Below are 21,948 nucleotides of genomic sequence, written 5' to 3'. Positions count from 1 at the left end.
CCGTACCCTGGAATCATGACCACCCCCTCCTCTGACACCATCACCATGTTCGGCGCCGACTGGTGCCGGGACTGCATCCGCACGAAGAAGCAGCTCGACGCACTCGGCATCGAGTACACCTACGTCGACCTGGTCGAGGATCCCGCTGCTGCCGACGTCGCCAAGGAGATCTCCGGCCGCACGAACATCCCCGTGGTCGTGTACCCCGACTCGTCGCACCACGTCGAGCCGTCGAACGCGGATGTCGAGGCCAAGCTGCGCGAGCTGTCGCTGATCTGATCCCGTCCTTCGGCTCGGTTCCTGAGCGAGCCGGGGCGAGACGAAGGACGCCGATACACTGGCGCGCATGAGCACCGCCGCTCGCGCCGAGCGAGCCCCCACGCGCCTTCCTGCCCGCACGATCGCCCGGTACGCGATCGGCTCACTCGGCACCGGAGGCTTCGCCACTCTGCCCGGACTGGTGCTCGCGTACTTCCTCACCGACAACCTGGGTGTGGCCGCGATCGTCGCCGGCACGATCGTCACCCTGGCGAAGATCTGGGACGTCGTGATCGACCCCGTGATCGGCGCCTGGTCCGATCGCAGCCTCATCCGCACCGGCAGCCGCAAGCGGTTCATGCTCATCGGGGCATTCACCCTGCCGGTGTTCTTCGCCCTCACGTTCGCCGTGCCCCCGGCGTTCGGCCCGGTCGCCGGCGTGATCTGCGTGCTGGTGGCGTTCCTCGCCACGGCCACCGCGTTCAGCCTGTTCCAGGTGCCTTACATCGCGCTGCCGGCCGAGCTCACCTCGAGCTACGACGAGCGCACCCGGCTGCTCAGCTGGCGCGTGATCGTGCTCACCGTCACGATCCTGCTGTTCGGCGGCGGCGGACCCGAGCTGCGCCGCATCACGGGCGACCCGGTCACCGGCTACCTCGTGATGGGCGTGGTGGCGGGCATCGTGATCGGCGTCGGCATGCTCATCGCCGCACGCACGGCCGACGATGCCGTGGCCGTCCCCGCGGCCGTCGAGCACGTCGGGATCCGCGCGCAGTACGCCGCGGGGTTCGCGGCCGTGCGCCGCTCACAGCCGTTCCGCGCGCTGCTCGGCACCTACCTGCTGCAGGCGCTCGCCACCGGCACCATGCTGGCCGGAGCCCAGTACGTGGCGACCTGGGTGATGCGCTCCGAGAGCGCCGTCACGCTGCTGTTCGTCGCGCTGGTGGCACCGGCGGTGATCGCGACCCCGGTCTGGGATCGGCTGTCGCGCCGGACCGGCAAGGAGCGCGCGTTCCGGATCTCCTCCACGATCTTCCTGGTCGCCTCCGCCTCGATCGTCATCGCCCTGTGGGCTCCCGGATCCTGGATCTACGCCTCGGTCGCGATCGCCGGGATCGCATACGCGGGCATGCAGACCCTGCCGATGGCGATGCTGCCCGATGTCATCTCGCACGACGAGCGCGACAGCGGTCCGGGCAACGCCGGCACGTTCACCGGCATGTGGACGGCGTCGGAGACCGTGGGCTTCGCGCTCGGCACCACGATCGTCGCCGTCGTGCTGGCGGCCACCGGATACGTCTCGCGCACGGCCGGTGACGCAGGCGTCGTCGGGCAGCCCGGCAGCGCGGTCGCCGGGATCGTGCTGATCTTCAGCATCGTGCCGGCCGTGCTCATGGTGCTGAGCCTCGCGACCCTGGCCCGCTACCGGCTCCGCCGCAGCGACATCGACGACGTGTGACCGGGATCCGCGAGACATCGACGACCTCGATCGCTGAGACTGAGTCCCACACCGAGCGCGTACGCTGAAGCCAGACCGCGCCGAAGGAGATCCCGATGTCAGACACCCTCGCCGACGACGTCCGCGCACCGATCGAGAGCGCGATCGCCGATCTGAAGAAGGGATCCGCCGCCTGGTCGGCCCTCACCGTCGGCCAGCGCGTCACGCTGCTGCGCGGGGTGCGGCGCACCGTCGCCGCGAACGCCCGCGCATGGGCGCGCGCCGCGGCCCGTTCCAAGCAGCTGACCGACGACCACCCGCTGCGCGGCGAGGAGTGGCTGAGCGGCCCCTACGCGACGCTCGGCGCGGTGGACGCCTACATCGAGACGCTCGACCGGATCGCGCACGGCCGCAACCCGCTGGACGGGATCGGGGTCGACCGCACCGCGAGCGGGCAGACCCGCGTGCACGCCTTCCCGCTCCTGGGCATCGACAAGCTGCTGCTGTCGGGGTTCACCGGAGAGGTCTGGCTCACCCCCGGGGTCACGCCGGGCGACGCCAGGGCGCGTGCCGGCCTCGCCCAGCGCTCCCCGCAGCCCGGCGACGGCGGCATCGGCCTCGTGCTCGGCGCCGGCAACGTCACCTCGATCCCGGTGCTCGACGTGCTCTACGAACTGCTCGCGCACGATCGGGTCGTGCTGCTCAAGGTCAACCCGACCCAGGATGCCCTCGTGCCGGTGTTCGAGAAGGCCCTCGCTCCGCTCATCGCCCCCGGCTTCCTGCGGATCGTCCGGGGCGCCGGCGACGTCGGTGCGTTCCTCACCGGGCACGACGCCTTCGCGCACGTGCACATCACCGGATCCGCCCCCACCTTCGACGCGATCGTGTGGGGCACGGGGCCGCAGGCCAAGCGCCGCAAGCGGGAGAACCGCCCTGTGCTGAAGAAGCCGATCACGGCCGAGCTCGGCGGCGTCTCGCCGATCATCGTCGTGCCCGGCGAATGGAGCGCCGCGGATCTGCGATTCCAGGCCGAGCACGTCGCCACGATGCGCCTGCAGAACGGCGGACACAACTGCATCGCGGGCCAGGTCGTGATCCTGTCCAGCGATTGGGCGCAGAAGGACCAGTTTCTGATCGAGCTGCGCCGCGCCTACGCCCTCGCCCCGGAGCGCCCCATCTGGTACCCGCGGTCGGACGAGCGGATGGCGCAGGCGACCGAGGCCTACCCCGACGCCCTCGTGCTTGCGGACCGGCTGCTCGTCGAGCTGGGGGAGGGCGACGACGCCACCGCCCTGGAGCAGACCGAGTACTTCGCTCCGGTGCTGGGCGTGGAGCAGCTGCCCGGCGTGGGGCAGGCGTTCCTGGACGCCGCCGTCGTGCACGCGAACGAGAAGCTGCAGGGCACGCTCGGCGCGAACGTGCTGATCGACCCGACCACGGAGGCGTCGCTCGGCGCCGGCTTCGAGCGGGCCATCACCGCGCTGCACTACGGATCCATCGCTATCAACACCTGGACCGCGTTCGGCTTCATCACCCCCACCGTGACCTGGGGCGCCTTCCCGGGCAACACGATCGCCGATGTCGGCAGCGGGCTCGGCGTCGTGCACAACGCCCTGCTGCTGGCCGACGTCGAGCGCTCCGTGGTGCGCGGGCCGTTCCGGCCGTTCCCCCGGGCGGCGTCGATCGTGCGCGACGGCGGCCGGTTCACGATCCTGCCGAAGCCGCCGTGGTTCGCCTCGTCCCGCACCGCGGCCGAGGTCAGCGAGGGCCTGACCCGGTTCCGCGCCCAGGGCGGCGTTCTCGCGCTGGTGCGCACGCTCGTGCAGGCGATGCGGGCATAGCGAGGGAACGAGCCGCCGCCCTCCCCCATGGACGTTGAGCGAGGACGCGCGCAGCGCGACCGAGACGAAACGCGGTGACCTCACGAGAGCGCCACGTTTCGTCTCGCTCCGCTCGCTCAACGACCCCGGGGGAGAGAAAGAGCGCTCGCTCAACGACCGCGTGGTCCTACGGCGTGGCCACCGAGAAGGTGTCGCACTGGCCGAGGCCGTTCTTGTAGCCGTTCGCGAACCAGTAGTCGCGCTGCTTGCTGGATCCGTGCGTCCAGCTCTCCGGGTTCGTGTAGCCCGCGGACTGCTGCTGGATGTGGTCGTCGCCGACAGCGGCCGCCGCGTTCAGCGCGTCCTTGATCTGGGCATCCGTCGGCGTCTTCATGTAGGCGACGCCGTTCTTGTCCTTCTCCTGCGTCATGTCGGCGATGAAGGCGCCCGCGTAGCAGTCGGCCTGCAGCTCGGTGCGCACGCCGTTGCTCGTGGGGCCGGTGCCGTTGTTCGGGTACTTCGACATCGTGCCGGTGATGTTCTGGATGTGGTGGCCGTACTCGTGGGCCACGACATAGACCTGGGCCAGGTCGCCCGCCTCGGCGCCGAACTGCTGCTTGAGCAGCTGGAAGAACGTGGGATCGATGTAGACGGTCTGGTCCGAGGGACAGTAGAACGGGCCTACGTCGTTCGATGCCGTGCCGCACGGCGTCGAGGTCGCGCCGTCGACGTTGACCTGGCCCGGGTCGACATAGCCCTTCACATGCTTCGCCCAGTACTCGTTCAGCACCAGGGAGACGGCGGCCACACGGCAGTCCACGCTGTTGTTCGCGTCGGTGCCGGTGTTGCAGCTCTGCACCGATCCGTCCGTGGATCCGCCCTGCTGCTGGCTCTGCGACGTGTCCGTCCCGCCGCCGAGGAGGCCGGAGAGGTCGACGCCGGTGAAGGCGCTGATCAGCAGCACGACGACCGCACCGAGGCCGACGACGCCGCCGCCGGCGATCGCCGCCGTGCGACCGCCACTGCGCCGCTGCACCTTGTTGTCTGAGACATCGGCATCCGGGTTGAAGGTCATGAGCACAGTTTTCCACGGTCCGTGCCCTGACGGCGAGGCATAGGCTCGCACTGTGCGTCGCGTCCGCGACCGAAAGGGGCTGAAAGTGACCACCACGGTGACTCTGACCGGAGCCGGCGGGCAGATCGGCTACGCGCTGCTGTTCCGGATCGCGGCCGGCGACATGCTCGGCCCCGACGAGAAGGTGCGGCTGCGGCTGCTCGAGATCCCGGCCGGGATCGCGGCCGCCGAGGGCGCCGCGCTCGAGCTGCAGGACGGCGCGTTCGGGCTGCTCGAGCACGTCGAGGTGACCGACGATCCCGCGGTGGGCTTCGACGGCGCCGACCACGCGCTGCTCGTCGGCGCGCGCCCGCGCGGCCCCGGTATGGAGCGCGGCGACCTGCTCGCCGCCAACGGCTCGATCTTCGGACCGCAGGGCTCCGCGATCGCCGCCCATGCCGCCTCAGGCGTGCGGGTCACGGTCGTCGGAAACCCCGCGAACACGAATGCACTCATCGCAGCGGCCACCGCCGACGGCGTGCCCGCGGAGCGCTTCAGCGCTCTCACCCGGCTCGACGAGAACCGCGCGCGGGGTCAGCTCGCGGCGGCTCTGGACGCCCCCGTCGCCGACATCGCCGGCGTCGCGATCTGGGGCAACCACTCCGCCACGCAGTTCCCCGATGTCGCGCACGCCACGGTCGCGGGGCGCCCCGTGTGGGAGGCGCTCGCCGAGCAGACCGGCGATGTGCGCGCGTGGCTCGAGAGCACGTTCATCCCGCGGGTCGCGAAGCGCGGCGCCGAGATCATCCAGGTGCGCGGATCCTCCTCGGTCGCCTCCGCGGCGAACGCGACCATCGACCACGTGCGCGACTGGGCGCTCGGCGCCGGCGAGCGGCGCACCAGCGCCGCCGTCGTCTCGCACGGCGAGTACGGCGTGCCGGAGGGCCTGATCAGTTCGTTCCCGGTGCGCGCCGTCGACGGCGAATGGCGGATCGTCGATGGCCTGGACCCCGATGCGTGGGCCCGCGAGCGCATCGATCGCTCGGTCGCCGAGCTCGTCGAGGAGCGCGACGCAGTGCGCGCGCTGGGGTTGATCTAGCCTCGGGTTGATCCAGCCGGCGAGCGTCAGATCGTCGCGACGTCGATCACGAAGCGGAACTTCACGTCGCTGGCGAGCACGCGCGCATAGGCGTCGTTGATGCCGGCGGCGTCGATGAGCTCGATCTCCGCGGCGAGGCCGTGCTCGGCGCAGAAGTCGAGCATCTCCTGGGTCTCGGCGATGCCGCCGATCGCGGACCCGGCGAGCGAGCGGCGGCGCCCGAGCAGCTGGTTGATCGAGACCGACATCGGCTCCGGCGGCGCGCCGACGCAGACGAGCGTGCCGTTGGTGTCGAGCAGACGCAGGTAGTCGTCGAGGGGCAGCGGGGCGCTCACCGTGTTCAGGATCAGATCGAAGGCGAGGCGGTTCCCGGAGAACGTCTCCGGATCCGACGTCGCGAGGTAGCGGTCGGCGCCGAGCCGGATCCCCTCGTCCTTCTTGCGCAGCGACTGCGAGAGCACCGTGACCTCGGCGCCCAGGGCGTGCGCGATCTGGACCGCCATGTGTCCGAGCCCGCCCAGGCCCACGACGGCGACGCGGGCGCCAGGGCCGACCTTCCAGTGCCGCAGCGGAGAGTACGTCGTGATGCCCGCGCAGAGCAGCGGCGCCGCACGGTCGAGCGGGATCGCATCCGGGATCCGCAGCACGAACGCCTCGGTGACGACGACCTGCCGGGAGTAGCCGCCCTGGGTGATGGTGCCGTCGCGGTCCGTCGCACCATAGGTGCCGACGGCGCCGCCGGTGCAGTACTGCTCCTCGCCGCGCAGGCACGCGGCGCACTCGCCGCAGGAGTTCACCAGGCAGCCGACCCCCACGCGGTCGCCCACGGCGAAACGCGTGACGTCGGATCCCACGGCGGCGACCGTTCCGGCGATCTCGTGGCCCGGGGCCAGCGGGTAATGCTGCGGCCCCCAGTCCCCCTGCACCGTGTGGATGTCGGAGTGGCAGATGCCCGCGTATGCGATGTCGATCACCACGTCGAGCGGACCGGGCTCACGGCGCTCGATCGTGGTCGAGACGAGGGGCGCACCCTCGCTCGGTGCGGCGTAGGCGGCGACGATGGGCATGGCGCTCCTCAGTGCTCCGGGGTGGGACAGTGCGAGCGTACCCCGCTCGGTGATGGCGCAGCTCGATCCGCCTTCGCCTGCGGACGCCGATGTCCGTGGGAGAAGGCACAATAGACACGGAGAGGCGGATCACATGGAATCGACCACGCACGCGCGCGGCGATGCGGATGGCACCACGGGTGCGCCGCTCGATGCGGCCCTCACCAGCCCGCTGCACCTTCCGCACGCGGCCGCGGAGTGCCCTAAGTGCTTCACCGAGCTGCAGCAGAACCGCGACTGGTGGTCGGCCAAGCCCGACGGGTCCCGTCTGGTCGGCCTCGTCGTCGCCCGCGACGGCATGCCCTCCGTGGTGCAGCAGCGCGACGACCTCACCCGCTTCGGCGTGCCGATCGAGGGGTTCCGCCACCCCGCCCCGGACATCCTGGAGAGCTGGACGGATCGCATCGGCCGACTCATCGACACCCTCCGACCGGGCGATGTGCTGGTCGTGGCGAACATCCACGCCCTCGGCCGCGACATCGACGAAGAGGCGCGCACCGTCGCGGCCCTGCGCCGGCACGGCGTGATGGTGAAGGTGCTCAGCCACGACGCCCGCCACCTGGCCGACGCCGGCCGCTGAGCGCAGCGCGCGTCAGCGTCCCCGCGCGCTCCCGCCGACGAGCTGCTCGCGGAGCGAATCCGGTCGCTCGTCACTGAAGTACGACACCGCGATGAACTCGTCGAACAGCGCGCACATCATGTTCTCCAGGTCACCCAGAGGCGTGGAGAACCGCACCATCAGCATCTGCTTGGTCCCGGGAACCGGAACCCAGTAGTCGGCGACGAGGCGGGAGATGCCGTCCTCCTCACCGCCCACGACCTCTTCGACGCGGTGCGTGCGCAACGCAGGACCTCCCGGACCGCGCACCTCGACCATCGAGGCGTGCGCCACGGGATCGAGCTGCTTCAAGGCCTCCGCCATCACCGCCAGCACCGCCCGCGGTGCGGTGCCGATCGCGGGACTCATCCGCAGGTCGGCCGGCTCGAAGACGAGCAGGGTCACCGGCAGCGGCGCGCCCGGCGCGATCTCGGTGGAGAACATGATGGCGCGCACGTCGCCCTCCGCGCCCGCGGCGACGGCGTCGCCCAGCTGACTCCGCACGCGTCGCCGCTCCGGGGCGCGATCATCGGCCGCGCCGACGGCGTCCTTCGCGATCCGGCGGATGGATGCCGTGGTGGCGTCCGTGCGGGACAGATCGACGGAGTACCAGCGCCCGGGGAGACGGAAACGCAGGCGGCGGTCATTCACTCGGGCGCCGTCCAGGCTCCATAGCGGGAAGCCATTCCGGTCAGGGAGACGCCGGCCTGGCCTGCGTCTCGCACCCTCAGCGGATCCAGGGCGTCCGCGGCGGCCCGCAGATCGACGACCTCGTGGCCCGCGTCGGTATCCGCTCCCGCGGTCAGCTTGATCGTGTTCGGCTCCCAGGGCAGCCGCTGCCAGATCGCCTCGACGACCGCATCCAGCTCCGCCGGGGTGAGGGGTTCGGCGGAGTCCGTGACGAGTCCCGCACTGAACCGGTATCCGAAGCCGTTGCGGGATCGAGAGGAGTCGCGCACCTCCACGACTCTCGGCACCGCCCTGGTCACCGCGTCCGCCACGCCTCCGTAGTCCACCGTCGTCTCCTCTGAATGCTCGGGGCTCTGCGGCACGACGCTGCAACCCACCAGCGCACCGCCCATCAGTGATCCTGCCAGCAGGACGGCGACCAGACCGCGCCTCCCGGCGCCCTGTCCCCTCATCATCATTCGCTCCAGTGGTAGTAGGAGGTGTCCACGTACCCATTCTCAGCGAAGAAGTTCGCGAGATCGGGGTGGGCCGCCTGCACCTCGGCGAGATGCTGCTCGTAGGTGGTCGAATAGTCGTCGGCGTTGTGGGCGCCCGCGTCGACGCCCAGAACCGGGTTCGGCTCCGGCGGATCGACACGGATCGTCGTCCAGTTCGATCCGTGCGGGATGCTGTCGAAGTCGCCGGCGATGGCATCCAGGCGCGGCACGGGGTCGCCGTTGTGCTGCACCGAGACGACGTCCACCGAGTCCGGGATGGGCATGTGGTCGATAGGGGCTCCCGAGACCACCACCGCCTGCCAGTTGAAGTCGGAGTTGTACGCCGCGAGATGGCCCGCCATGATCCCGCCCTGGCTGAACCCGACGAGCATGACCGGGTCGTCGGGGCTGATCCCCGCCTGATCCATCGCCTCCAGCACCGCCCGCTCGTACTGCGTCTGCAGCGCAGGCGTCAGCATCAGTGCCAGGTTGCTGTCCAGGTCGTTCACCGCCCCCTGGTCGCCGAACCGCGACAGCCACTCCTGGGTGCTCGGCAGGGTGACGGTGTAGTACCAGCCGTCGGGGCCGAGCACCTTGGTGATCTTCACGACCGTGTCGGTCTCCTTGCCGAGTTCGTCGACCTCGCCCGTTCCGTCCAGCACCGTCGCCAGAGTCGGGTCCTTCGGCCTGTCCTCCGGGTGGGCGTACGGGTCGGTCTCACTCACCTTCGGGGTGTCCTTCAGCACGTCGGACAGCACGCTCCAGATGAGGAACGCCGCGAGCGCGACGGCGATCACCGCTCCGATGATGAGGCCGATCGTTCCGAACAGCGCCCCGATCGCCACGATGAGGAGGAGCACGAGGAGCGCTCCCAGGATCGCCACGATCGTGTCCGCGATCTTCTGAAGCAGGTTGACGACGTCCTGGAGGAAGTCACCGATCCAGTCGGCGATGCCCGCCAGGAAGTCTCCGATGTCGGAAAAGAAGTCGCCGACCTTGTCCCAGAACCCCTCATTCGTGGAGTCGATCGCCGCATCGATCCTGCGGATCGCCGTCTCGGCGGCGCGGTTCATCGCTTCGCGGGCGGCATCGATCCGCGCACGGGCGGATCCGACGGCAGCACCGGCGTCGTTCGCAGCGCGCCGTGCGCCGGGGACCTGATCGGTGAGAGAAGGCGAAGGCTCGTCAGCAGCCTTCACCCGGTCGTTGAGGTCCTCCAGCGTGCGGTCGGCGCGTCCCTGCGCGACCAGCGCCTCGTCGAGGTCGTCCTGCGCGCGGTGCGCATCCTCGTGCGCCGCGGTGAGCGCGACGGCGTACTCGGTGATCGCTTCCGCTGTCCCCTTGTAGCGGGGATGGATCCTCTCCAGATCCGAGGAGATCTGCTCATTCTGCGCGTAGAGGGCCTTGACGGCCTTCCCCTCGTCGTCTTCGACGATGCCGCGCAGCTCGTGGATGACGCCGAGGATCACCTCGGCCGACGCCACGAGACTTGCGGCGCGGGACGTCAGCTCGGCCGGATGGCCGGGAAGCACGCTCATGCTCTACTTCTCCCCGTCCTGTGCCATCTTCGTGTCCAGGTCGCGGAACGTGTCGACGATCGCCTGCATGAAGTCGGCCTGCGAGCGCAGGTTGTCGCGCAGGTCCTCGCGCGCGATGTCCCACTTGCCGCCGAAATCCTCGATCTTGTCGGCGAGGCCGTCGTGCCCGGTGAGGCCGCCGAGATCGTCCGCGAACTCCTCAGCCCTATCGAAGGTCGTCGCGAGCCCCTTGGCCGTGTGCGCGGTCGACTCCAGCCGCGCGAGATCCATCCTGACGTCGGTCATCGTGCGGCCGCCTCGTCCCGCAGGTCTGCTCGCGCCGCACGCCCGGCCCCGACCGAGCGCAGCCAGGCGCCGAGAGCGGCATCGGCCGCCCTCACCTCGGCGCGCAGAGCCGCGGCGTCCGCCAACGAGGCTGGCACGCGCACGTGCAGTCCATCTCGTGCGGCCTTCAGCGCCTCTTCCGACATCGTGTGACTCCTTCATCACGGAGTAGCGCAGGGGACCGGCCGAAGCCGGCCGGTCCGTGGAAGCATCTCGCGGCAGGTGTCAGAAGACGCACCGAGATCGGCCATCATCCACCCCCGGTCGTCGTTTCGACAGGGCCCCTCCGGCCCGACAGGACGAACCTAACAACCCCTCGACGACCCCGTCGATGGGGACAACTCCCCATCGGGCGCGGTCAGCTCCGCGGCAGCACCGAACGGATCTCGATCTCGCCGTCGTAGCCGAGCCAGGCGAGCCAGGCGGACGGCGTCATGGTCCTGGCCTGGGCGATCGTGGCAGACGGCGCGCCCTTCTCGGCGAGCCGATCGAGCCGTCGCTGCCAGTCCTGCTGCATCGCGGCCGACGCCTTCGTGGCGGCCAGCCGTTCGGCGATGCGGCGCAGCTCGCGGAGCGCGACGACGAGCAGGAGCGCCGCCGCCGCGGCACCCGCGATGAGAGCGATCGTGGCGCTCAGTTGCGGGTCGCTGAACGCGTTCTTGCGATCGGCGGGGCCGAACTCGACGACGAGCACGAGGGCGGCGATGAGGCCCGCGGCGACGAGCGCCGCCCAGATCCAGCGCCAGACGCGAGCGGACGTCTGCGGAGTGCGCTCCGCGGTCGCCACGGCTCGGGCGCGGGAAGCTGAGGCCGCCCGTGCAGCGACCTGCTGCCGCCGGCGCCGGTGCAGGTCGCCCACCGCAGCGAACAGGTCGGATGCACCGTCGGTGCCTTGCAGCGTCTGCACGGCTTCACGCCCGACGGCGCGCACCTCCGCATCCTCGCCGAGAAGACGGACGACCGGCTTCATGACGCGAGCGCCGGGATGAGTGGGCGATCGATGCCTTCGACCGCCGCCGATCCTTCACGACGCCTCGGATCCCGCCGCTTCTGCCGGCGCGCGCGGCGCATGTCAGCCAGCTGTCGCACCGCCGGACGCTGCGCCGAGCCGCCACCCCTCCTGAGCCGGTGAGGCGAGCGCATCGAGACGCTGAGCCTTGGCGACGTCCTCGCGGGGCACGAAGCCCTCCACCCAGGACTCCGCCAGCAGGGCGTCGGCGATGGCCTCCACGAGGCCGAGTCCGAGAGGCGCGACCGGGCCGAGCAGCGCGGCCACCGTCATGCCGGATCCGAAGAACAACCAGCGCCGGGTCGAGAAGTCCGCGCCGTCTTCGCGCTGGGCGAGGCCCGAGGAGAAGCCGGTGCCGAGGTGCGTCGTGGTGATGACGGTCGGCGTGGGCGGCAGGAGGGCGGAGGGCTGCCAGAGGAAGTCGGCTTGCTCGCGTTCATCCAGCTCGTGCGGTACGACGAACAGCAGCAGCGGGGCGAGCATGGCACCGTCCGCTCCGATCAGCAGAAGCAGGCGCGAGTCGTCGTCGGCGAGCGCCGTGAGCCGGTCGAGCGCGCTCGCGACGCCCTGCCGAAGCTGATCGCCGCCGCCGACGCGGGCTGCGAACGCGGCAGCCGTCTGCTCGGCCCAGGTGGCGCGTTCCGCGACGGGCAGCACCGGGACCGGGATGCTGCGGTCCTCGTCGTAGGCGATCGTGATCTGCATCACTGCTCCAGCCAGGCGAAACTCGCCACGTGCACGTCGAACAGGGTTCGCCAGGCGATGAGGCTCGGGTGGTCGTCCGGCATGTCGGCATCGTGCGCCACGGTCACCGTCCACTGCACGGCTTCGGTGCGGCGTGATCCGGGGATCGGGATGAGGTAGGTGATGAGCAGCGTCGTCGCGTCCTCACCGTCGACGGTCACCCGCTTGCGCTCGGTCCAGCGGACGATGCGGTGGTCGTCGCCGATCGGCTCGGCAGCGTGGTGAACGATCGCGTACTGCACGATCTGGTCGAGGGTGAGCTCGGGCGTCGCCGTGCGCTTGGTGCCGACGAGGCTGGCCGCCCCGATCGCCCAGGTCGGCGAGGCCTCCCCCGGGAAGGCGTAGGCGAAGCCGCCGCGTGCGCGCAGCTGCGTGAACACATCGCGCACCTGATCACGCAGCAACGGCCCGAGTGCTGTGTTGCCCACGGACCGCAGCCGTGCATCGGCGCGTCCGAGCAGGTCGCCTTCGGTGGCCGCGCTCAGATCGTGCGCCTCCCAACCCGCGGGGATGAGCATGCGATAGGGCGGGATCACGGTTCCGGTCTCGCCGACCAGCTCGGCGCGCAGACTGTTCATCGGATCATCCTCTCGCGCACACGGGCGTGCGCCGCGTCGTACCCACGGCGTGTGCTGCGGTCATCCGAACGGGTTCTGGCCCGGAGCGAACGCGCCTCCCCAGGCCCCACCGGCGCTGTCCTTGATGCCCCCCGCGATCGCGAAATGCGATGCGAAGACGTTGCCGACCATGTCGAGCGTCTTCAGCCCGCCCTCGATCTCGAGGAGTTCGGACGCCCCCTTGCCCGTGAAGAGCTTCGCGCAGAAGTCGCCGACGCGCTCTGTGGCGGTCAGTCCCTCGAGGCCGTTGAGTCCCGATGCCCATCCGCGCACGCTCGTCGCCCCGCGCCCGGTGAGCCGGAGGAGATCGGCGCCGAACTCCGCTTCGTGCAGCGCGGCCGCCGGCCCGCGAAGGAACTTGGCTGCGGGTCCGAGCACGGGTATGACGCCGATCACGCCGAACACGACATCGAGCACGCTTCCCTCACCGCGCGCCAGGCGGGCGACGGCCACCACGAGGGTCGCGATCGCGACCACCGCGGCGAGGGCGGCGATGATCGGACCGCCCACGACGATCGCGAGCACGGCGAGCACCATGCCGGCGACGGCGAGGAAGTCGGACGCCCACTGCAGGAAGCCCCGCATGTCGTCATCCCAGGAGTCCTTGATCTTGCCCGACATGTCGTCGTGGATCCCGTTCGCGGCGTGCATGAACGCGCCGTGCCAGGTGTCCCACTCCTTGTCGAAGTCCTTCGCCCGATCCGTCCAGGCCTGACGCGCGGAGGTCGCGAGCCCGGCCGCCGCAGTCGCCGCATCGTGCTGCTTGTCCTCCGCCTGCTGGCGCAGAGTCTCATCGTTCGCGTCGTCCCCGGTCGGATACTTCGGCTGCGCGGCGTGCGCATCCATCGCGTCCCCCTGCTTGTGCAGGTAGGTCTGCCACAGCTCGACCAGATCCCCGAGGATCGGGTCGATCGCGTTCTTGGCGGTCTCCAGATCCGTCGCATAGCCGGAGATGTACGGCGCCACCGCGTGGTACAGCTCGGCGGCCCTGCCCAGCTCGGCGTAGACGTCCTTCGCGCTCGAGGCGAGCTTGTCGATCGCCTCGCCCTTCATGTCGGAACCGTCCTCGACGAGGCTCTGCAGCAGCTTCGACGACGTGGTCATCTCGGTCGCGAGAGTGGTGAGATCGGTGCCGCGCTGGCGGATCGCACCGACGTCGCCGTCGATGTGGCCGAGACGGTGGTGCGCGGGCGAGAACGCGGGCATCGCCTCGTAGTACGTCATCAGGACCCCTTCTTGTCGAACTTGTCGGCGGCCTGCTTGTCCCAGTCCTTGAAGCCCTTGATGACGGCGTCGAGGTGCTCCTGCACGGTCTTGCAGTTGTCCTTGAGCGCCTTGCGGCGGTCGTCCCAGCGCCCCTCGAAGTCACGGGCCGCGTCGTGCAGCTTGCGCTCGCCGTACGGCTCGCCGACCGCGTCCTGGAGCGCGTTGCGGCGGGATCCCGCCTCGTCGAACTCCGTGATGATGTCGGTCAGCGCCTTCTGCAGCGGCTCCAGCTCGCTGTACTTGACCTTCACTCCGTCGCCCATGGGCCCTCCGATCCCTTGCTACCGTTCGAACCTATCCCGGCGGCGCGGCCCCTCGCGATGGGGAGCACTCCCCATGCCGCGGGCCGGTCACCGCTGCGCTGCTGTCACCGCCACATCACGCTGACCGCTGCCGCGACGGCGCCGAACAGCAACGGTAAGAGGCAGCCGACCGCCACCTGACGCCCGCCGCGCACGCGGCCGAGCAGCCGGGCGCGACGTGCGGCCCGCTGCGGATCCTCCTCGCCCACGCGCAGGGACGCGGCGGCGTCGGAGCGCTGATCCAGCTGCTCGTCGACGAGCCGTGCGAGATCCTCCACCCACTCCCAGTACGTCGGATCGGTGATCGGCAGGCTCCGGCGCACGACGACGTACAAGGATCCTTCGACGACCTCGAGATCCACGCCGACCTCCGCCCCGGCGACGAGCCGCGTCAGCGCCGCACGCACGGGCGGTGTCAGCACGGCACGCACCGCGTCCTGCGCTTCCGGCGGACACCGTGTCTCGAAACGTTCGTCGAACCCGTCGCCGAGTGCGACGGGCTGCTGTCCTGCCGCGGGCTCCCACGGCGGACGAGCCCGCACGTGCGACAGGTCGATGATGGTGAACGCCGGTGACGGCGCGCGCAGCGGCAGCATCACGTAGTCGAGCTCGTGCGGAAGGCGGGCGCGCGCCGCCCAGGTGTCGAATCCGTGGTTGCCCACCTCGAAGGCACGGCCGCCGAGGGCGGAGGGGACGGATCCGCGCACCACGTCACTGGAGACCCGGTCGGTCCCGGCCGTGAACACGGCGGCGGGGTGCGTCGGGTCGGAGACGCGGATGGTGTGGGTGAGCCCGTTCGCCTCGGCGAAACGTCGCAGCCGATACCATCCCCGATCGAGGTCGCGGCGCGACTGCGAAAGGCCGCGCACCCTCATCACGACGAGGGGAACGACCATGAGCAGCGCGATCACGACGGTCGAAGGCGTGAACTCGTAGGCGCCGAAGAGCAGCTGCACGAGTCGCACGAACAATCCCGCCAGCACCGCGGCGCCGATCAGAAGCACCACGCTGCGCACGACCGCGCCGACCGTCATGCGCGTCTCGGCGCTCGCACCGGATTCCCCGCGCAGCCGCTCGCTCGCCTCGGCCTTCACCGCCCCGGATGGGATCGGATCCGTCAGCGCCGACACATCGAACGTCTTCATGTCGCTCATGCGAGCGTCTCCTCCTCCACCAGCGGCAGCTGCACGATGACCTGGCGGCCCGCCTGCACGAAGATGCCGCGGCCCTCGGGGAAGTCGGTGCGCTTGACCTTCGGGAACGGCACCTTGAACACGGCGTCGCCGTCGAAGGCGTCGGGCTTGAGCACGATTCCCTTGCGACCCGCCTTGAAGTCGCCGATGTAGCCGAATCCGCTCGTGGCCTGGGTCACGTCGAGATCGCCGATCAGCAGGTGGTCGCTGCGGTTGATCGCCTGGAACAGCGCCTTCATGTCGCGCTCGGCCGGGGTGTCCGCGAACTGCGGCACGTCCTCGACGACGACGAGCAGGCGCACCGGCATCGACTCGTCGCCGGCGAGCTCGGCCAGCTCCGCGGCGAGCTCCTTGGCGGCCTCCGGCGTGGTGGCGCTGCGGGTCCAGTCGGCGTAGTCCTTGAGCTGCGACCGGCGTCCGCCGAAGTGGAACAGCTTGACCTCCGGGTCGAAGCGGCGCATCGCGGTGATGATGCCCTTGAGCGCCGTGGTCTTGCCCGACAGCGGGGGGCCCGCCACGAGGAATGTGCCGATGGGGTCGAACTCGCGTGCCGACAGCGTGTCCTCCGCGACACCCAGCACCGGGAACTCGCCGATGCGATCCGGCAATGCCGAGACCGCGAGCCGGGTCGGCAGCGAGCCGATCTCGGCGACCTCGCGCGCCCCTGCCGCGCGCAGGGCTGCCGCCATCGCCTCCAGCAGTTTGGTCTGCTCGGCCACGTTCGGGGTGCCGCCGAGGGTCGCGATCTGCGTCTCGAGACCGTCCACGATCGCCCGGCCCGGGGCGGAGCGCTCGTCGAGCACATCCTTCGGGGCGTTCAGCATGGCGTAGCCCGACTCGTCGCTCAGGCGCAGCACGACCTTGCGCGAGACGTTCGCGCTGACCGCGGTGGGCACCGAACCGGAGCGGTCGGCGGTCGCGATCACGTGCACGCCGAGCGGGCGGCCCTCGCCGAGGATGCGCATGAACGTCTGGTAGAACGGCATCCGCGCCGTGGTCGACTCCCACTCGCTGCGGAACTGCGGGAACCCGTCGAGCAGGAACAGGATGCGCGGTTCGTCGATGCCGGTGAGCTCGCGGTACTCCGTGAGGCTCGCGGCGTTCGCGGCGCTGAACCGCTTGCCGCGGTCGTCGAGCACCCGGGCGAGCGAACGCAGGATGCGCTGCACGCGCTCCGCGTCGTCGCCGGAGATCACGGATCCGACCTGCGGCAGGATCTCCAGGCTCTTGAGCGCGCCGGATCCGAAGTCCAGGGCGTACACCTCGACGTTCGTGGCCGCGTCCGATCCTGCCGCGATCGCGAGGGTGCGCAGCACGGTCGACTTGCCCGCACCGCTCGTGCCGTACACGAGCAGCGAGCCGTCCCGGTCGGGCACGAAGTACGTCGGCTCCTGCAGCTGGCGGGAGGGCACGTCGGTCTTGCCGAGCAGGATCTGCCCATCGCCGAGGGTCGGCAGGTCGCGGATGTCGACCGCGTGCTCGAGGTCGTCGAGCCACGGCCGGCGCGGTGCGGGGATCCCGGCCTGCTGCGCCGCCGCCACGAGCGTCGCCACGATGCGCTTCTGGTCGTTGGGCCCGAGGTCCTCGTCATGGCTGTCCGACTCGGGCTCCTGGTCCGGCTCCCAGAGCTGGGTGGATCCGAACCGCAGCTCGGCCACCCGCACGTCGGCCACCTGCACCTCGTCGGTGGACCAGCCGCCGGCGTAGGCGGACTGGAACGGCACGAGGCGTCCCGGACCGGTCTTCGCGATGCCGCGGCCCGGGATCGACGGCGGGAATGACGCGGCGACGGCGTCGTCCACGACGTCCTTCGAGTCGGACTCGTCGGCCATGCGCAGCGCCACGCGCAGGTTGGTGTTGGCGCGCAGGTTGTCCTTGATGACGCCGGCGGGGCGCTGAGTCGCCATGATCAGGTGGATGCCGAGCGAGCGACCGCGCTGGGCGATGTCGACCACACCGTCGACGAACTCCGGCACCTCGCCCGCAAGTGCGGCGAACTCGTCGATCACGAGAACGAGCGCCGGCGGGGTGTCCGGGTCGCGGCGCTTCTCGAGCTCGAGCAGATCCTTCGCCTTCTTGCGGTTGAACAGGTGCTCGCGGTGGTGCAGCTCGGCGCGGAGGCTCGTGAGCGCACGCCGGACGAGGTGCGGGCTGAGGTCGGTGACCAGCCCCACGGTGTGCGGAAGGTCGACGCAGTCGGCGAATGCGGATCCGCCCTTGTAGTCGACGAACAGGAACGTCACCCGGTCGGGGCTGTGCGCGGCCGCCATGCCGAGCACCCACGCCTGCAGGAACTCGCTCTTGCCCGCGCCCGTGGTGCCGCCGACGAGGGCGTGCGGGCCCTGGGTGCGCAGGTCGAGGGTCATCGCATCGGTCTGCGCCTGGCCGATGATGGCGCGCAGGTTGCCCGCCTTCTTCAGGCGCGACTGCGGCGCGCCCGAGCGGTCGAGGATCGTGTTGTTCTGCCGCCAGCGGTCGATCACCGCGGTCGGATCCGACGCCGTCTCGGATCCGACCAGCGAGAGGAACATGACGGAGTTCGGGATGTCGGAGGAGTCCTCCACGACGGTGGAGGCGTCGACGACCGGGGCGAGGCGCTTCGCGAACATGGTCATGTAGGCGTGCGAGACACCTTCGACCATCACGTCGGGGTAGCTCACGCCGCTGCGGACCGTACCGACTCTGGCGTGCTCGAGTCCGGCCGACACATCGATGAAGCTGCGGCAGGCGGCCGGAAGAGCCTCGACGACGGGGGCGACGAACAGCGCGTACACGCCGACATCGGCGCCGCGCTCGAGGATCTGGGTGAGCCGGGCGCGGTCGACGGGAGCGTCGTTCGTGACGATGACGACCACTGCGGCCTGCCCCGCGAATGTCGACTCCTCGGCCGCGCGCTTGACGTCGGTGCCGTAGCGGGTGGGGTCCCAGTCGTCGCCGTACGGCGGACGCAACGCCGCGGTCGCGGTGGACCGGCGCATCACGATCTCCTCGAGGCCGTTCAACAACGCCGTGCCGGTGGACGCGGAGTCGGCCAGCGCCATCTCCTTGAACGGGTTGCGCTCGCTCGAGGTGTGCGGCAGCCAGGTCAGCCAGTCCAGCTCGTTCGCCCATCCGGGCTCGGTGAGCGCGACGGCGACGAGCTCGTTCGGGGAGTGCATGCCGAACAGCTGCACGGCGAGACCCCGCAGCGCGTCGCCCGCGACCGAGGTGGGGCCGGCGACGCCGATGGATCCCACGCTCTGCAGCGACTCCAGGATCGGCACGTCCTCGATGATGCGGTAGCGCTCCTCGAGCCTGTCGACGCGCTCCACGAACTCGGGCAGCGCCTCGGCCGCCTCGGTGCGACTGATCGTCGTCCGGGACAGGTCGGAGCAGGTGCCCAGGCGCACGGCGAGGAAGTTCCAGTGCTCCGGACGGCGGGTCCACAGCAGGGGTCCGAGCTTCATGGCCTCGTCGAAGACGACCGCGACCGCGGGGACCTCGTTGTTGCGCACCGCGTGCTCGCGCGGACGGGCGTGGTAGAGCTTCTCCTCGAGGCGCTCGAACTGGTCCTCGAAGATCTCGGCCTCCTTGCGCAGGCGCTGGCCGAGGTTGGTCTTCTGCGAGATGAAGTTGCCGAACATCATCATCGGGCTCGCCGCCGCCATGAGCAGCGAGAGGCTGCGTCCGGTGAACGCCCACATGGTCACCGCGAGCAGGATCGGCGCGACCAGCATGGGCCACGGGAACAGCCGCTGCACCTGGTCCCGCGGGTAGCGCGGTTCGTCGACGTCCTCGCCGGCGAAGCGCTCCTCGACGCGCGGGCTGCGGTTGAACAGCAGCGCACCGCCGCGCTCGAGAACCGGATCCTGATCCGCGGCGCTGCCGTCGAAGTCGCCCACGAGGCGCACCACGATCTCGCTGTCGCCGAGGGTGAACGGCTGACCGGGGATCACCCTCAGGCGCTGCACCAGGCCTCCGTCGACCAGGATGCCGTTCGCGGAGTTCAGGTCGACGAGCTCGACGAACGTCCCGGCGACCTCGATGCGGGCGTGCTTCTTGGAGACGAGGGGATCGGCGAGGTGCACGTCGGCGGAGGCCTCGCGACCGATCACGAAATGACCGATCGGCAGGGAGAACTCCTGGCCTGCGGCCGGTCCGGACAGCACCCGCAGGTGCGCGGCGGGACGGGCGCCGGCGGTGCCGGTCGCGATCCGGTCGGCGCCGAGGTTCACGATCTCGGCGAGGAAGCCGGATCCGACCGGGGCGTCGCCGATCGCGAGGTCGGGGTTGAGCGTCACCAGGCGCTCGCTCGTGGGGGGTGCGACCGAGAGCGTGAGCGTCTCGCCGTGCGCGACGCGGATCGAGCGCAGCGGATCCGTCGTGGCGATGTGGTGCGCGACGTCGGCGACCGTGGCGGTGGAGTCGGCGGTGACGACGATGTCGGTGAGCGGCGCACCGGGACGGCGCAGGGTGAGCTTGACCTTCATCGGTGATCCTCCGGGCGGCGCTCGCGCGCTGTCGTGTCTGCGGCGGCCGCGCAGGCGCCGGGGGTCATGCCTGCTCCACGCGCAGGCTGCGGTCGCCGAAGCGCAGCACGTCACCGGCGCGCAGCTCGGCGGGGTGTCCCGGGGTCAGCGGATGCTCCGCGCCGTCGCGCACGATCGAGCTGCCGTTGGTGGAGCCGCGATCGACCGCGACCACACCACGACGCGAGAGCAGGATCGCCACATGGGTCTTGGAGACCGAGCGCGTCTCGTCGGGCACGCGCACGAGCTGGACTTCGCCCTCGCCCGTCGCCGAGCCTGTCGAGGCGTCCGCCCCTGCCCCCGCCGAGGGACTGGCAGCGGGAGCACGCCCGATGAGCGTCGCGGCGCGCACCTCGACCCGCTCGCCGTTGTCGATCACGAGCACTGCGCGCGGGGCGTCGGACATGGCGGGTGCCGCGGATGCAGCCGGCACGGCGGGCGCCGCAGGTGCTGCCGGAGCCGCGGCGGCCGCCACCGGCGCGATCGTGGGGGGCTGCCAGGCGGCCTCGCCGGAAGCCGGGGGTGGGGCGAACCCGCCGGCCGAGGTGCTCGCCGGCGCGGACGCGGCCGGCGCCGGCACGGACGGTGCTACGGCCGAAGCGGGAGCGCCGGAGTCGGCGGGAGCGGGCGCCGGGACGGCGGGCGCGGAGCCGGCGGGGCCGACCTGCGCGGTCGCGGGCGTGGCCAGCGACGGCACGCCCACGACGGGCGCACCGGGGACAGCGGACGGCGCGGGTGCGCCGGACGGCGAGGGCGTCGGAGCCGCGGCGCGATGCGCGCCGACCACACCGCCGGAGAAGCGCCCGGTCGGCACGTACACCGCGGGGGCGTCGCGGTCTGTGGGCGTGGCCAACGACGGCAGCGCCGGGGCGGCCTCATGCACCTGGGTGGTGATCTGCTTGCGGGCGATGCGCATGCGTTTGCCGTCGTACGGGTTCAGGCCCCGGCGGACATCCACGAGCCAGGTGGCCGCGACCCGGTCGGGCCAGCCTCGCCCGCGCCGCTCCGCGTCGAACAGCGGCGACAGCGCGATCACGAGCAGGGGGCCGATCAGCGGCACCAGGAACGATGCGGCGAGGATCAGATAGCGCACCACGGCGCCGCGCCAGAAACCCGGCTTCTCCAGCGTGCGCACGTTGACGGTGCGGATCCCGGCCACGGCCTTGCCGAGCGTCACGCCCTTGAGGCCGTGCAGGATGAGCTGAACGAGCGTGTAGATCAGCATGAGCGCGTACGACACGATCAGCGGGAGCAGGATCCAGATCAGGTCCTTGCGGGCCAGGAGACCGGCCGGATCCGCCGCGCTCAGCAGCACCAGGTTCGTGCCGGCCATCGTTCCCGGAACGGCGATGACGAGCGCCACGACCAGCTCCAGAAGGGTCGACAGCACCCGCATCCCGGTGCGGGCCGGGACGAGGCCGATCGCCTGCGCATACGCCGGATCAGGGCGCCCCTGCGCATCCAGACCCTCGATGTCGGTGATCTGGGCCGGAATCTCCCAGATGTCGTTCGACAGGCTCATATCCCCCCACGTTATCAATCCGATATGCCGGATCCGAACGAAGCAAAGGGCCGGTGTCGCGCACCGGCCCTTCGATCGTGTTCGCGGTGTCAGCCGCCGGCGAGCTGCGTGTCCAGATCCTGGATCGCGCGCATCATGCCCAGAAGCGACTCCGACATGTCATTGATGCCATCCACAGCCTGCTTCAAACCCGTGGTCAGCTCCCCATAACCCTCACCGAACTTGCCCGACGCATGCTGCGTCTTGAAGTCCTCACCCAGCAGGTTGTCCACCTGCCCCTTCAGAGTGTCCAGCTGACCCTGAATGTCATCACGAGCCTGCGACAGCGACGAAGCCACCTGCTCCATCTCCGCATAAGACGCACCGAAATCGGCCATCATCCACCT

The 21,948-nt window shown here is 70.6% G+C and carries 21 protein-coding genes; 5 read left to right on the top strand and 16 right to left on the bottom strand.

The window, feature by feature from the left end; all coding sequences use genetic code 11:
- Nucleotides 1-15 precede the first annotated feature (15 nt).
- The 3 genes from ACTJI8_RS09580 (at nucleotide 16) to ACTJI8_RS09570 (ending at nucleotide 3,537) form a co-directional block, all read left to right on the top strand.
- Nucleotides 16-279 (top strand): glutaredoxin family protein, encoded by a 264-nt coding sequence (locus tag ACTJI8_RS09580; RefSeq protein ID WP_440733191.1) that lies wholly within the window; start codon nucleotides 16-18, stop codon nucleotides 277-279.
- 67 nt (nucleotides 280-346) lie between these two features.
- Nucleotides 347-1,717, top strand: coding sequence for an MFS transporter (locus tag ACTJI8_RS09575; protein WP_440733190.1), 1,371 nt, complete (start codon nucleotides 347-349; stop codon nucleotides 1,715-1,717).
- Between the two features lie 95 nt (nucleotides 1,718-1,812).
- Nucleotides 1,813-3,537 carry an aldehyde dehydrogenase family protein gene (locus ACTJI8_RS09570; protein ID WP_440733189.1) on the top strand — a complete coding sequence of 575 codons (1,725 nt, stop codon included), beginning with the start codon at nucleotides 1,813-1,815 and terminating at the stop codon, nucleotides 3,535-3,537.
- 166 nt (nucleotides 3,538-3,703) lie between these two features.
- Here the strand turns inward: ACTJI8_RS09570 and ypfJ are convergent, their stop codons facing one another.
- Complete coding sequence (ypfJ, locus tag ACTJI8_RS09565) at nucleotides 3,704-4,591, bottom strand: KPN_02809 family neutral zinc metallopeptidase (RefSeq protein ID WP_440733188.1); 888 nt, start codon at nucleotides 4,589-4,591, stop codon at nucleotides 3,704-3,706.
- Nucleotides 4,592-4,676: 85 nt separating this feature from the next.
- On the opposite strand from ypfJ, the gene ACTJI8_RS09560 reads away from it, so the two are divergent.
- Complete coding sequence (locus tag ACTJI8_RS09560) at nucleotides 4,677-5,669, top strand: malate dehydrogenase (protein ID WP_440733187.1); 993 nt, start codon at nucleotides 4,677-4,679, stop codon at nucleotides 5,667-5,669.
- A gap of 26 nt (nucleotides 5,670-5,695) precedes the next feature.
- Here ACTJI8_RS09560 and ACTJI8_RS09555 read toward each other — a convergent pair whose 3' ends face one another.
- Nucleotides 5,696-6,736: an NAD(P)-dependent alcohol dehydrogenase gene (locus ACTJI8_RS09555; RefSeq protein WP_440733186.1), complete on the bottom strand. Its 1,041-nt coding sequence runs from the start codon at nucleotides 6,734-6,736 to the stop codon at nucleotides 5,696-5,698.
- Nucleotides 6,737-6,869: 133 nt separating this feature from the next.
- On the opposite strand from ACTJI8_RS09555, the gene ACTJI8_RS09550 reads away from it, so the two are divergent.
- Nucleotides 6,870-7,355: a recombinase family protein gene (locus ACTJI8_RS09550; RefSeq protein ID WP_440733185.1), complete on the top strand. Its 486-nt coding sequence runs from the start codon at nucleotides 6,870-6,872 to the stop codon at nucleotides 7,353-7,355.
- A 12-nt stretch (nucleotides 7,356-7,367) separates the two neighbouring features.
- Here the strand turns inward: ACTJI8_RS09550 and ACTJI8_RS09545 are convergent, their stop codons facing one another.
- The 14 genes from ACTJI8_RS09545 to ACTJI8_RS09480 form a co-directional block, all read right to left on the bottom strand.
- Complete coding sequence (locus ACTJI8_RS09545; RefSeq protein ID WP_440733184.1) at nucleotides 7,368-8,024, bottom strand: hypothetical protein; 657 nt, start codon at nucleotides 8,022-8,024, stop codon at nucleotides 7,368-7,370.
- The gene (locus tag ACTJI8_RS09540; RefSeq protein ID WP_440733183.1) at nucleotides 8,021-8,455 is read right to left on the bottom strand and encodes a hypothetical protein; all 435 of its coding nucleotides are present in this window, start codon (nucleotides 8,453-8,455) and stop codon (nucleotides 8,021-8,023) included. The genes ACTJI8_RS09545 and ACTJI8_RS09540 overlap by 4 nt, the downstream gene beginning before the upstream one ends.
- Nucleotides 8,456-8,517: 62 nt before the next feature.
- Nucleotides 8,518-10,077 carry an EI24 domain-containing protein gene (locus ACTJI8_RS09535; RefSeq protein ID WP_440733182.1) on the bottom strand — a complete coding sequence of 520 codons (1,560 nt, stop codon included), beginning with the start codon at nucleotides 10,075-10,077 and terminating at the stop codon, nucleotides 8,518-8,520.
- Between the two features lie 3 nt (nucleotides 10,078-10,080).
- On the bottom strand, nucleotides 10,081-10,362 hold the full coding sequence (locus ACTJI8_RS09530; RefSeq protein ID WP_440733181.1) for a hypothetical protein: 282 nt from the start codon (nucleotides 10,360-10,362) through the stop codon (nucleotides 10,081-10,083).
- Nucleotides 10,359-10,547, bottom strand: a complete 189-nt coding sequence (locus ACTJI8_RS09525; protein ID WP_440733180.1) for a hypothetical protein — start codon at nucleotides 10,545-10,547, stop codon at nucleotides 10,359-10,361. Before ACTJI8_RS09525 ends, ACTJI8_RS09530 begins: the two co-directional genes overlap by 4 nt.
- 212 nt (nucleotides 10,548-10,759) lie before the next feature.
- Nucleotides 10,760-11,371 carry a hypothetical protein gene (locus ACTJI8_RS09520; protein WP_440733179.1) on the bottom strand — a complete coding sequence of 204 codons (612 nt, stop codon included), beginning with the start codon at nucleotides 11,369-11,371 and terminating at the stop codon, nucleotides 10,760-10,762.
- A 102-nt stretch (nucleotides 11,372-11,473) separates the two neighbouring features.
- Entirely contained in the window at nucleotides 11,474-12,115 is a 642-nt protein-coding gene (locus ACTJI8_RS09515; RefSeq protein ID WP_440733178.1) for a hypothetical protein, read from the bottom strand.
- Entirely contained in the window at nucleotides 12,115-12,732 is a 618-nt protein-coding gene (locus ACTJI8_RS09510; protein WP_440733177.1) for a hypothetical protein, read from the bottom strand. Before ACTJI8_RS09510 ends, ACTJI8_RS09515 begins: the two co-directional genes overlap by 1 nt.
- A gap of 60 nt (nucleotides 12,733-12,792) precedes the next feature.
- The gene (locus ACTJI8_RS09505; protein ID WP_440733176.1) at nucleotides 12,793-13,995 is read right to left on the bottom strand and encodes a hypothetical protein; all 1,203 of its coding nucleotides are present in this window, start codon (nucleotides 13,993-13,995) and stop codon (nucleotides 12,793-12,795) included.
- Nucleotides 13,995-14,300, bottom strand: coding sequence for a hypothetical protein (locus ACTJI8_RS09500; RefSeq protein WP_440733175.1), 306 nt, complete (start codon nucleotides 14,298-14,300; stop codon nucleotides 13,995-13,997). The genes ACTJI8_RS09505 and ACTJI8_RS09500 overlap by 1 nt, the downstream gene beginning before the upstream one ends.
- Before the next feature lie 104 nt (nucleotides 14,301-14,404).
- On the bottom strand, nucleotides 14,405-15,493 hold the full coding sequence (locus tag ACTJI8_RS09495) for a hypothetical protein (protein ID WP_440733174.1): 1,089 nt from the start codon (nucleotides 15,491-15,493) through the stop codon (nucleotides 14,405-14,407).
- Entirely contained in the window at nucleotides 15,490-20,001 is a 4,512-nt protein-coding gene (locus ACTJI8_RS09490) for an FtsK/SpoIIIE domain-containing protein (protein WP_440733173.1), read from the bottom strand. The genes ACTJI8_RS09495 and ACTJI8_RS09490 overlap by 4 nt, the downstream gene beginning before the upstream one ends.
- 64 nt (nucleotides 20,002-20,065) lie before the next feature.
- Complete coding sequence (locus ACTJI8_RS09485; RefSeq protein WP_440733172.1) at nucleotides 20,066-21,562, bottom strand: RDD family protein; 1,497 nt, start codon at nucleotides 21,560-21,562, stop codon at nucleotides 20,066-20,068.
- 89 nt (nucleotides 21,563-21,651) lie between these two features.
- Nucleotides 21,652-21,942, bottom strand: a complete 291-nt coding sequence (locus tag ACTJI8_RS09480) for a WXG100 family type VII secretion target (protein ID WP_378804792.1) — start codon at nucleotides 21,940-21,942, stop codon at nucleotides 21,652-21,654.
- Nucleotides 21,943-21,948: the final 6 nt, after the last annotated feature.

Origin of the sequence: Microbacterium sp. 22303, from assembly GCF_052045265.1 — a bacterium.
Classification (GTDB): Bacteria; Actinomycetota; Actinomycetes; order Actinomycetales; family Microbacteriaceae; genus Microbacterium.
The sequence above is the reverse complement of the archived record's forward strand: the minus strand, read 5'-3'. Positions and strand labels throughout refer to the sequence as shown.